This window comes from Jiangella sp. DSM 45060, from assembly GCF_900105175.1.
Lineage (GTDB): Bacteria > Actinomycetota > Actinomycetes > Jiangellales > Jiangellaceae > Jiangella.
Window position 1 is genome coordinate 953,859 of sequence record NZ_LT629771.1, and the last position, 12,030, is coordinate 965,888.

Sequence of the window (12,030 nt, forward strand, 5' to 3'; positions counted from 1 at the left end):
GCTCGAAGAGACGGGGAGTCGCCACCTCCGCAGCGCGGCGGCGACTCCCCGCGGGACTACTGCCAGAGCGCGTTCGCGACCTGCGGGAACAGCCCTTCCGGATGCGAGCGGTAGAGCGGCTCGGTGGCGAACAGCGTGACGTCGGCGCCGCCGGCCACGCCGCTGACGACGACCGGCTGACCGGCGACGGCCTCGTGCCCGATCCAGTGACCGGCCAGGAAGAAGCCCTCGCCGCCGAGGCTCTGGTCGACGCGCACGCCCGCGCCGAGGCCGGTGAAGTGCTGCGGGTTGCTGACGAACGACGACGGCGACGCCGTGCCGGTGACGGGCGAGGCGGGGTCGTTCGTCACCGCGACGATGCCGTTGGCGGAGTTCCACTCGCGCGGGTCGACCAGCCCGACGTCGAGGAGCCCGGCGCGGTCGCTGAACGTCCAGCCGCCGGCGCCGCGCCCGACGATCGTGCCGCCGGCCGCGCGCCAGGCCGCGAACGCCGCCTGCCGCTCCGCGTCCAGCTGCCGCGGGTCGAACCCGGTGGTCGAGACGTACAGGGCGTCGAAGTCGGCGAACGCGTACGTCCCGGCGTTGAACCCGGCCGCATTGACGTTCGTCGTGGCGAAGCCCATGCGGGCCAGCGCGTGCAGCTCGTCGGCCGGCGCGCTGGTGCCGACGGACGCGACGTCCACCGGGACGGCGCCCCGAAGGGCCGCCGCGCCGACCGCGGAGAACGCGATGCCGTACGTCGCCGCCGCGTCCTCGACGAGCGAGCGGGCCGAGCCGGGCACCGCGAAGACCCCGGACGCCGTCCGCCGCACCGGGACGCCGGCGTCGACGAACGCGTTCACCGCGCGGATCCCGGCCAGCGTGCCGGCGGCGAACCCGTAGTGCGCCGGCCGCCCCGGCGGCACGTACCCCGTCGGCGCCACGGCCGAGATCGCCGATAGCGCGCGGGCGTCCAGCGACGACCCGGCGGGCACCGTCGCGACGTCCGCGCCCCACAGGTACGCCTGGCTCCACGCCGAGATGTCGTACATGGTGGGGAAGTTCGTCGTGACGTCGCGGCCGACGTCGAGGATCGTGCTGGCCAGGCCGCGCTTGGCCTGGTGCAGGTCGACGACGTAGGAGCCGGCCGGGTAGGTGGCGTCGCCGGCGGTGAACGGCCGCCGCGCCTGGTGCACCTCGACGTCGTTGTCGAGGAGGAACTGCGCCAGTCGCGCGGCGGCCGCGTCTCCGCGCCGCTCGGCCGGAATGACGTAGGCCCGCGGGTAGTCCTGCAGGAACGTCTTCCCGTTGTCGCCGAGCGCGAGCGACAGGGCGAGGTCGTCGTCGATCGGCCGCGACGACTCGCCGGCCTCGCCGCGCCGGAAGATCTCCAGCTGGTCGGCGAGCAGGCTCATCCGGTTCTCGTGCGCCCACGCGAAGTTCGCCTCGATGGTGGCGCGCGAGACGGCGGTGTTGACGCGGGTGTACTCGTGCCGGGTCTGCACCGGCAGGCGCGGATCGCGCGGGTCCAGCGGGATCTCGACGGTGTGCCCGACGGCACCGTGCAGCATCGCGTACATCGGCGTGAAGATCGGCGGCCAGTCGTCCCAGCCGTCGGTCTGGTTGCGGAATGGGATGTTCACCTCGGTCACCAGCGGCTCGCCGAGCGCGAGCACCGCCTCCTCCATGGCCAGGCCGTTGCGGATGGCCTGCCGGATGTAGAGGTCGTACTCGTAGTTCTCGCCGTGTGGCCCGGTGGTCGGTTCGATCAGCGTCGTGTCGGTGTAGCCGTGCTCGTCCAGCATGGTCAGCGGGTCGTAGCGGATCAGCTGGGCGCGGACGGCGCGCGACTCGGGCTGCGAGGCCGTGATGTAGTCGCGGTTGATGTCGAACCCGTTGCCGTTGGCGCGGGTGCCGGCGACGCGGCCGTCCGGGTTGTTCGTGACGACCATCGCGATGACGTGCTGGTCGAGCAGCTCGGTGACCTCGGGGTCGGGCGAGAACGCCAGCTCGTCGAGCACCTGCAGCGTCGCGTCGGTGCCCTCCCACTCGTTGCCGTGGATGTTGCTGTTGACGAACAGCGGCGACTTCCAGTCGTCGTACTCGCCGGCCTCCATGGCGGCGATGGCGGCGTCGGGGTCGGCGCTGCGCAGGTCGGACAGCCGCTGCCACTCCGCCCACTCGGCGTCGCTCATCGGGGTGGTGACGACGACGAGGTGCAGGTCGCGGCCGAGCGCGGACTGCCCGATGATCTCGACGCTGACGCGCTCGCTCTCCTGCAGCGCCCGCAGCGCCGGCGCGATGGCGTGGTACGGCGTCAGGTTCAGCGGGATCGACGCGTCGCCGGGGTTCTCCGGCACGTCGACGATGACGTCGTCGTGCGGCTGCCCGGGCAGCTGGGTCGGAGCGGCGGCGAGCGTCGACAGCAGCGTCGCCGCGTCCGTCGTGCCGAGCGACGGCGTCAGCTCCGACGCCTGCGTGCGGTCCTCGGGGGTGCGCTGCGCCGGGGCCAGGGCGCCGTCGTCGGGAGCGGCCGGGGCGGACAGCGCCACCGACACCGTCAGCACGAGTCCGGCGAGGCCGGCGGGCAGCGAGCGAGTCCACATGAGGCGGCCCCTTGGGACGTGGCGGGCTGAGGGTCTGGTCATCCTGTCGTCTCCCGGCAGGCGGTGACAAGAGCTGCGGGGAGCGGGATCCGTGGTGATTTCTCCTGATTCAGAGTGACAAGGCGGGCCGACTTGCCGTCAAAGCTTCCAATCGAGGCGATATCGGCCATAGGTTACGGGGCAACCCCGTCCGACCGGCGGGGCCTTGTCATGCCGTACGACTGAACGAGGAGCGCCGATGACACGACCATCGAGAGCGCCGGGGAGGCGGGCCGTCACCCGGCGCGCCGGACTCGCCGCGACCGCCGCGGTGGCGCTGGCCGCCGGGACGCTCGGCACCGTCGCCGCCGGCACCGCTGCGCCCGCGAGCGACGGCTACCTCGGCACCCTCGCCGAGCTGGCCGGGCTGCCCGAGCCCAGCGACGAGCTGACGCACGAGCCGACCGGCGCGTGGTTCGTCGAGCTGACCGCGAAGCCGGTCGCCGACGGCGGCAGCAGCGCCACGGCGCAGCGCCAGCAGGACCGCGTCCTCGCCGAGGCCGACGCGCTGGGCGCCGACGTGGAGGTCCGCTACACCTACGACCGGCTGTGGAACGGCCTGTCGGTCACGGCGTCCGACGCCGACATCAGCCGGCTGGCCGGCTCGGCCGAGGTCGCCGCGGTGTACCCCGTCGTCACCGTCGACGCGCCCGACCCGGCGACGTCCGAGCCCGCCATGGACTCCGCGCTCGGCATGACCGGCGCCGACATCGCGCAGAGCGAGCTGGGCTTCACCGGCGACGGCCTCAGGGTCGGCATCGTCGACACCGGCATCGACATCGACCACCCGGATCTCGGTGGCGGCGGTACGCCCGGTGAGACGGCGTTCCCGACCGGCCGCGTCGTGGCCGGCTACGACTTCGTCGGCGACGACTACAACGCCGACGACACCTCCGCCGCCTACCAGCCCGTCCCCAGCCCCGACGACAACCCGGACGACTGCAATGGACACGGCAGTCACGTCGCCGGCATCGTCGGCGCGAGCGGCGACAGCGCGGCCGGCGGCGTCACCGGTGTGGCGCCGGACGTCGAGTTCGGCGCGTACCGGGTGTTCGGCTGCGGCGGCTCGACGACGTCCGACATCATCCTGGCCGCGCTCGAGCGGGCGCACGCCGACGACATGGACGTCGTCAACATGAGCCTCGGCGCCGGCTTCGTCACCTGGCCGGAGTACCCGACGGCGACGGCCAGCGACGCGCTGGTCGACGACGGCGTCGTGGTGGTCGCCTCGATCGGCAACAACGGCACGTCCGGCACCTGGTCCGCGGGAGCGCCGGGTGTCGGCGACAAGGTCATCGGCGTCGCGTCGTTCGACAACACCGAGTACGACGCGCGCATGTTCACCGTCAGCCCGGACGGCCGCGAGGTCGGCTACGCCGAGGCGAGCGGCGCGCCCAGCGCACCGACGTCCGGCGACGTCCCGCTGTCGCGCACCGGCACGCCCGACTCCACCCAGGACGGGTGCACGGCGGCCGGGGCGCTGCCCGACCTGACCGGCACCGTCGCGCTGATCGAGCGGGGCACCTGCCCGTTCTACGAGAAGGCGCACAACGCCCAGCAGGCCGGCGCGTCCGCCGTCGTCCTCTACAACAACGTGCCCGGCGCGTTCGCGCCGACGGTGGCGCCGCCGACCCCGGCCGACCCGCCGATCACCATCCCCGTCGTCGCCGTCGACCAGGAGACCGGCATCGAGCTGGACGGTCGCATCGCCGCCGGCGCCACGACGCTGACCTGGACCGACGAAACCACCACCGTCGAGAACTCGACCGGCGGGCTGATCTCGTCGTTCAGCTCCTACGGCATGGCGTCGGACCTGTCGCTGAAGCCGGACCTCGGCGCTCCGGGCGGGCTGATCCGTTCGACCTACCCGCTCGAGGGCGACGGCTACGCCGTCATCTCCGGCACCTCGATGGCGTCGCCGCACGTCGCCGGCGCGGTCGCGCTGCTGCTGCAGGCGCACCCGTCGCTCAGCCCCGAGGAGGTCCGCGACGTGCTGCAGAACAGCGCCGACCCGGCCGACTGGTCGCTGGTGCCGGGCGCCGGGTACGTCGAGCCGGCGCACCGTCAGGGCGCGGGCATGCTCGACATCGACGACGCGATCCTCGCGCCGGTCGCGGTGGCACCGGGCAAGCTGTCGCTCGGTGAGAGCGAGGCCGGCCCGGCTGTGCGCACGCTCACGCTGACGAACGACGGCGACGAGGACGTGACGTACGAGCTGTCGCACGCCGACGGCATCACCACGGCGGGCGCGCCGAACAACCCGGAGTTCTTCGAAGGTGGCGCTTCCGTCGCGTTCTCGGCGCCGTCGGTGACGGTGCCGGCCGGTTCGTCCGCGACGGTGGACGTGACGGTGACCGCGCCGGCCGAGCCGGACCTCGGCCAGTACGGCGGCTGGGTCGTCCTGACCCCGGCCGAGGGCCAGCCGCTGCGGGTGCCGTTCGCCGGCTTCGTCGGCGACTACCAGCAGCTGCCGGTCCTCACCGACGCCGGGTTCGGGCTGCCCGCGCTGGGCGATGTCACGGCGTGCGAGCGCTACGTCGGCGTCAACTGCACGATGGGCGGCGAGTACGACCTGCTGCCCGAGGGCGCGACGTTCTCCATGACCGAGGGCGACTACCCGGTCGTCATCGCGCACCTGGAGCACGCGGCGCAGAACGTGTCGGTGCAGCTGTTCCACGCCAAGGCCGACGGCACGGCGGGGCGCCCCTATGCGGGCGGCCGCCTGAACACCGTCCTCTCCGAGGACTTCGTCGGCCGCAGCAGCGCGGCGACCGCGTTCAACGCCTACACCTGGGACGGCATGCGTCCGCGCGGCAGCGGCACCGACCGGCGCGTCCCCGTGCCCGACGGCCGCTACGTCCTCCGCCTGACGGCCACCAAGCCGCTCGGCGACCCCGCCAACCCGGACCACGTCGAGACCTGGGACTCCCCAGCCATCGTCGTCGACCGCTCCTAGCCGGCCGGCACCGACGGGCGCCGTCACCCCTCACCCGGGGTGGCGGCGCCCGGCCGCATCCGGCGTCGGACGGCGTGGGAGGAACGCTACGTAGGCGCCGTCGTAGGCGTTGAAGAAGATGGGCGGTTCACAGGCAACCGGCCTGCGTGGGACGACTGGCAGAGCCGGACTCGATGCCTCTGGAAGGGACAGCCGGACTTCGTCCACGGAAGGGGCGAGTTAGCAGGCCGGGAAGATCTGCGCCAAGGTCAGCGCAGTACAGGCGCTCTGTACTCGGCGCTCAACGCTTCTCAGATCTTGCTCGACCCCGGTAAGGCGTTCCTCCAGACCTTCACCGGGCAGCGCCGTCGAGAAGATGTCATCGCCGACCTGAGTCTCCAAAGCCTCGATCCGCGTCAATGTGACCTGGAAGGCGTCTGTGGTCTCTTGCCGGAGTGTGTCGACCTGGCCGACCTCGGCCTTGCCGTGGCTCGACTCATCCAGGTCGTGCACGGTGGCTGACAGGTCATCGATTTGCTGTTGCTGCTCGTGAATCACGTACCCACCGGCACCGAACGCACCAGCCACCAGCAAGCATGCCAACACCACGAGTGCCCGCTTCATGACGCCCCCAGCTCATGCCGATCGACCCAAGCTAGCGGCTGGGCCGGACACATCAGAGATGTTGAACGACCCTCCCAGGTTGGCGCCGGGGAAAAGCCGCTCGTTGCGCGGAGAATGCGTCGATGCCGACGACTCGCTGAACGTCACTCTGCCCCTGACGAACGGCACCTGACCCGCAGCGAGTTGGAGGTCACCAGGAGTAGCGTTCAGGCTGGCCCGCATGCGGAGTCCAGGCGTCGACGAGGACGCCCGCGGTCATCGCCGGGCGCTCGGCGTCCTCACGGATGAGTCGCCGCACGTAGGCCGCGACCGACATGTCCTCCGCTGCGGCACGGGCGCGCAAGGTGGCATGGGTGTCCTCGGGGACGTTGCGCACATGGATGCGGCGGCCGGTCATCTGGCCATGCTGACACGTCAGTGGGTCGGCGCAGGGCGCAGCCAGAGGGTGCCCAGCGGCGGCACCCGCAGCACCGCAGACGCCGGGCGGCCGTGCCAGGGTTCGTCGACCGCGACGACCCGGCCGAGGTTGCCGACGTCCGAACCGCCGTAGAGCGCGGCGTCGGTGTTCATGACCTCCTGCCACGGCCCCGCCTGCGGCAGCCCCAGCCGGTAGCCCTCGTGCGGCCGCGCGTTGAAGTTCGCGACGCACGCCAGCACCTCCCCGTCGGGGCCGTGGCGCAGGAACGAGAGCACGTTGCCGGTAGCGTCGTTGGCGTCGATCCACTCGAAGCCGGCCGGGTCGGAGTCGAGCGCCCACAGCTCCGGCGCGGCCCGGTACGCCGCGTTGAGGTCGGTGACCAGCCGCTGCACCCCCGCGTGCCCCGGCCGCTCCAGCAGCCACCACTCGAGCTCGCGGCCCTCGGCCCACTCGGACTCCTGGGCCAGTTCACCACCCATGAACAGCAGCTGCTTGCCCGGGTGCGCCCACATGTAGGCGTAGAACGCGCGCAGCGTGGCCAGCTGCTGCCACCGGTCGCCGGGCAGCTTGCCGAGCAGCGACCCCTTGCCGTGCACGACCTCGTCGTGGGAGAGGGGGAGGACGAAGTTCTCGCTGAACGCGTACATCATCGAGAACGTCAGCTGATGGTGGTGGTACTGCCGGTGGATCGGGTCGCGCGACAGGTACGCCAGCGAGTCGTGCATCCAGCCCATGTTCCACTTCAGCCCGAACCCGAGGCCGCCGAGATGGGTGGGACGGGTGACGCCGGGCCAGGCGGTGGACTCTTCGGCGACGGACACGATGCCGGGCACCGACCGGTACGCCGTGGCGTTGGTCTCCTGCAGGAACGCGATGGCGTCGAGGTTCTCGCGGCCGCCGTGCACGTTGGGCAGCCACGCCCCCTCGGCGCGGGAGTAGTCGAGGTACAGCATGGACGCGACGGCGTCGACGCGCAGGCCGTCGATGTGGTACTCGGTCAGCCAGTAGAGGGCGTTGGCGACGAGGAAGTTGCGCACCTCGGGGCGGCCGAAGTCGAAGACGTACGTGCCCCAGTCGGGGTGCTCGCCGCGGCGGGGGTCGGCGTGCTCGTAGAGCGGCGTGCCGTCGAACCGGGCCAGCGCCCAGTCGTCGCGGGGGAAGTGCGCCGGCACCCAGTCGAGCAGCACGCCGATGCCGGCCTGGTGCAGGGTGTCGACGAGGAACTTGAAGTCGTCGGGGTGGCCGAACCGGGCCGTCGGCGCGTAGTACGACGTCACCTGGTAGCCCCACGAGCCGCCGAACGGGTGCTCGGCGACGGGCAGGAACTCGACGTGGGTGAAGCCCAGCTCGGTGACGTACTCCGCCAGCTCGACGGCCAGCTCACGGTACGAGCGACCGCGCCGCCACGACCCCAGGTGCACCTCGTACACCGACATCGGGTGCGCGTGCGCCGACGCGGGCCGCCGGGCCAGCCACGCCTCGTCGTTCCACGCGTGGCGCGACTCGTGCACGATCGACGCCTGCGCGGGCGGCACCTCGGTGCGGAACGCCATGGGGTCGGCCTTGTCGCGCCAGTGGCCGTCGGCGCCATGCACCTTGAACTTGTACAGCGCGCCGTCGCCGACGCCCGGCACGAACAGCCCCCACACGCCGCCGCTCAGGCGCGTCATGCTGTGCCGGCCGCCGTCCCAGCCGTTGAACTCGCCGGCCACCTGGACCAGCCGCGCGTTCGGCGCCCACACGGTGAACGCGGTGCCCGCGATGCCGTCGATGGTGACGACCCGGGCGCCCAGCACCTCCCAGAGCCGCTCGTGCCGGCCCTCACCGATGAGGTGGAGGTCGACCTCGCCCAGGAGCCGCTCTGCGCCGATCATCCGCCGAGCCTATCGGCCGCAGCGGTTCAGTAGAGGCGACCCATGATCACCTCGGACACGCGGGCCGCGGCGAGCTCGGCGGCCGGCCCGAGCCGTTCCAAGCAGCCACGCATCAGGATCTCGAGGACGAACACCTGCACCAGGACGGAGTCGAGGGTGCCGATGGTGCCCTCGCTCGCGACCTGGAGCACGATGTCGGAGAGCTTGGCGACCGGCGAGCGCGACGCGTTGGTCACCGAGATCACGGTCGCGCCCTGAGCGTGCGCCAGGCGGACGCAGGCCGTGACGTCCTTCGCGCTGCCGGTCCGGCTGAACGCCAGCACGACGTCCGACGAGTCGAGCAGCGCCGTGGCGCCGAGCAGCACGTGGAGGTCGGCGTGCGACTCGGCCCGGACCCCGATGCCGAGCAGGTGGTGCGCGGCGGCCTGCGCGGCGATCCCGGAGGCTCCGAGCCCGACGCAGACGACCCGGCGTGCCGCGCTGATGGCGTCGGCCGCGCGATCCACCTTGGCCGGATCGAGTAGCCGTGCCGTACGGTTCAGCAGGTCCGCGCTGGTCGAGGCGGCGAGCTCGATGCCGTTCTCGGCGCTGCCGCCCGCGCTGGCCTCCTCGGCGGCGAGCTCGCGGGCGATGCGGATGCGCAGGTCCTGGTAGCCCTTGAACTGCAGCCGGCGGCAGTAGCGGCTGATCGTCGCCTCGCTGACGCCGGCGCGATCGGCGAGCTCGGTGATCGACATGCTGATGGCGTCGTCGGGCGATCTGGTGAGCACGTCGGTGATCTTGCGCTCGGCCGCCGACATCGACGGCAGGCGGTCGGCGAGGAACGCGAGCTGACGTGGGCCGCGGGAGGTGGCTGCGGGGCCGGCAGATGCCATGGGACTGAGTATAGAGCGAAAATTTTCTTCATCTCCCATTTGAAGTGATGACGAACTTGCCTCTTGACACGGTCTGCGGCGGTGTGGAGACTTGCCGCATTCGCGCTGGTCCGAAGCGGGCCGCCACCCACAACCCCCGTGCCACGAAGGCAGGTCGCCGATGAGTTCGCATCGCCTACGCGCCTACCGCCGCGCCGTCATCCCGGTGATCATCGGGCTGCTGGCAGCACTCCTGCCGGGAGCCGGCGTGACCACGCCGGCGCACGCGGAGGAGGAGGTCGTCCTCAGTGACGGCTTCGAAGCCGGCAACGACTGGACGCTCTACAGCAACGGAACCGGCCCGACGTTCGACCTCGTCGCCGACCCCGTCCGCAGCGGGTCCGCGGCGCTGACGATGGGCGCGGGCGCGAACCCCGGCCAGAGCGAGATCGGCGTCGCGGCGATCCGGTCCGGCCTGTCCGTCGCCGAGAACTCCAGCGTGCTGTCGTTCTGGTACTACGCGGGCGGCGACGCGACCTACCGGGGCCTGTCGGTCGAACTGCACACGCCGGCCAAGGTCTACAGCACGCTGCTGCCCGACGTCGTGCGGCTGGGCGCCTGGCAGCAGGTCAGCGTCCGGTTCACCGACGTCGCACCGGAGCTGGCCGGAGCGACGATCACCACGGTCGTGATCAAGGCGATCACCGACCCCGCCGCCGGCCGGTCCTCGTTCACCCTCGACGACGTCGAGGTGCGCAACGGCGTCCCGGTCGTGGTGCCGGCGCCCGAGCTGCTGGCGGCGAGTCCCGCACCCGGCGCCACCGCCGTCGGCCGCGACCGGGTGGTCACCGTCTTCTTCGACCAGCCGCTGGACCCGGCCTCGGTCGTCGACCAGAACGTCACCGTCGTGCGGGGCCGGAGCGCCCAGCCGGTCGCCGGAGCGGTGCGCCACCTGTCCGGCGCCCGGGCGGTCGTCTTCGTCCCGGACCGCCCGCTGCTGCCCGGCACGACCTACACGGTGCGCGTCGACGGCATCCGCAGCCTCGGCGGCCCCGCTCTCGCGGCGCCGGTGACGACGACGTTCGCCACCGGCTCCCGGATGACGTCGGCCGAGCAGTCCTTCGCTGACGATCTCACCGAGATCGGCGACTGGCGGCTTTACACCAACGCCGCGGGGGCAGCCACCCAGACCCTCACCGCCGACCCGGCGCTCGCGCCCGGTCAGGCGCTCACCGCGAGTGCGTCGGACCCCGCACAGCCGTTCGTGCTCTCGCACATCCACCCGCTCCCGGTGGTCGACGAGAACAGCGTGATCAGCTTCTCCTACTTCGTCACCGGCACCGCCGCGCCCGCGGAGCTCCAGGTCATGCTCACCTCGTCCGACGGACGGAGCAAGCAGGTCAGCCTGGCCGCCGGCGAGGTGCGCACCGGCGAGTGGGCCACGGTGAGCGTGGCCGTCCCGGACGTGTCACGGTCGCTGGCCGGCTTTCCGCTGGCCTCGATGGAGCTCAAGCTGGCCACCGCGACCGGCGGTGACGCCCGGTTCAGCATCGACCGCGTGCGGGTCGGCTCCGACCCGGCCGCCTTCGAGGTGCTGCCGCCGAGCCAGGCCGGCGAACAGCGGCCGCGGCTCGACGACGTGCCGGCCGCCGACCGGCAGCGCATCCGCGACCTCGCCGATCACATCCTCACCACCCAGAACCCGGACGGCAGCATCCCGGTCGGCCCCGAGGGCCTCAACTCCACCCGGTACGTGGGCTACTTCAGCACCTTCGCCGCGCTGGGCCTCGTCCGCGCGTACGAGCTCACCCGCGACCAGCGCTACCTCGACGGCGCCCAGCTGTACGCCGTCTGGTACCGCGACCACCTGAACCCGGACGGCAGCATGAACGACTTCTCCGGGACGTGGCCGGACCTGACCGACACGCTGACCGCGGACTCGGTCGACTCGTACGCCTCCACGTACCTGCTGCTGCTCATGCACCTCGTTCAGGTGCAGGAGAGCCGGGCCGCCCACGACGCCGCTCTGGACCGGTGGTTCCCGATCGCCCAGCGGGTGTTCGGCGCCCTCAACGGCACCTACGTGTCGAACGGGCAGACCGAGGTCAGGCCCGGCTACCCGGTGCAGTTCATCCAGGACAACTCCGAGACGTGGTTCGGCCTGCAGGCGATGGCCTGGCTGGCCGGCGCCGCCGGGGACGCGGCGACCGCCAGGGTCGCCACGGCGCTCGCCGGACGCACCCAGTACGGCATCCGGCACGCCTACCTGCGCGACGCCACCGAGGACTACGGGGTCGCGATCACCCGGCCGACCTGGGAGGTCCAGCCGACCGGTCCGCTGGTCACCTGGTACCCGGACGCGCTGTCCAACGTGCTGCCGCTCGGCGTGATCGGCGGCGGCCCGGGACAGCCCGGCGACGGCGACGCCGCCCTGCTGCGCCGGCTGGTCCAGCAGTTCGACGTCGAAAGCGACGACACCCGCCCGACCCATATCAACGACACCCAGATGTACCTGTGGTGGGCGATGTCCGGGCTGACCACCGGCCAGCCCGACCTCGCCGCGCACTTCGTCGACCGGTTCGACGACGCCGAACTCGCCGGCAACCACGTGGCGCTCGGGTTCGCCGCCGCCCACCTCATTCGAGTGCTGTCCTTCCCGTACGACGACACGCTCTGGCTCTAGAGCCGCGCCCTAGCAGAA

Annotated in this window: 7 protein-coding genes; 2 read left to right on the forward strand and 5 right to left on the reverse strand. The window is 72.1% G+C overall.

All coding sequences use genetic code 11. The features are described 5' to 3' along the window. Positions 1-56 precede the first annotated feature (56 nt). A complete protein-coding gene (locus BLU82_RS04280; RefSeq protein WP_092616045.1) occupies positions 57-2,585 on the reverse strand; it encodes a M14 family zinc carboxypeptidase in 2,529 nt (842 codons plus the stop codon). A gap of 238 nt (positions 2,586-2,823) precedes the next feature. On the opposite strand from BLU82_RS04280, the gene BLU82_RS04285 reads away from it, so the two are divergent. Continuing rightward, positions 2,824-5,580 (forward strand): S8 family serine peptidase, encoded by a 2,757-nt coding sequence (locus BLU82_RS04285; protein ID WP_092616049.1) that lies wholly within the window; start codon positions 2,824-2,826, stop codon positions 5,578-5,580. Between the two features lie 219 nt (positions 5,581-5,799). Here the strand turns inward: BLU82_RS04285 and BLU82_RS04290 are convergent, their stop codons facing one another. From BLU82_RS04290 to BLU82_RS04305, 4 genes are all read right to left on the reverse strand, one after another. Next, complete coding sequence (locus tag BLU82_RS04290; RefSeq protein ID WP_092616052.1) at positions 5,800-6,183, reverse strand: hypothetical protein; 384 nt, start codon at positions 6,181-6,183, stop codon at positions 5,800-5,802. 190 nt (positions 6,184-6,373) lie between these two features. Then, a complete protein-coding gene (locus BLU82_RS04295) occupies positions 6,374-6,580 on the reverse strand; it encodes a hypothetical protein (protein ID WP_092616055.1) in 207 nt (68 codons plus the stop codon). Between the two features lie 17 nt (positions 6,581-6,597). Next, positions 6,598-8,475, reverse strand: a complete 1,878-nt coding sequence (glgB, locus tag BLU82_RS04300) for a 1,4-alpha-glucan branching protein GlgB (protein ID WP_092616058.1) — start codon at positions 8,473-8,475, stop codon at positions 6,598-6,600. 26 nt (positions 8,476-8,501) lie between these two features. Beyond that, positions 8,502-9,350 carry a MurR/RpiR family transcriptional regulator gene (locus BLU82_RS04305; protein ID WP_172885528.1) on the reverse strand — a complete coding sequence of 283 codons (849 nt, stop codon included), beginning with the start codon at positions 9,348-9,350 and terminating at the stop codon, positions 8,502-8,504. Between the two features lie 160 nt (positions 9,351-9,510). Between BLU82_RS04305 and BLU82_RS04310 the strand changes: the two genes are divergently transcribed. After that, positions 9,511-12,012 carry an Ig-like domain-containing protein gene (locus BLU82_RS04310; RefSeq protein ID WP_092616064.1) on the forward strand — a complete coding sequence of 834 codons (2,502 nt, stop codon included), beginning with the start codon at positions 9,511-9,513 and terminating at the stop codon, positions 12,010-12,012. Positions 12,013-12,030: the final 18 nt, after the last annotated feature.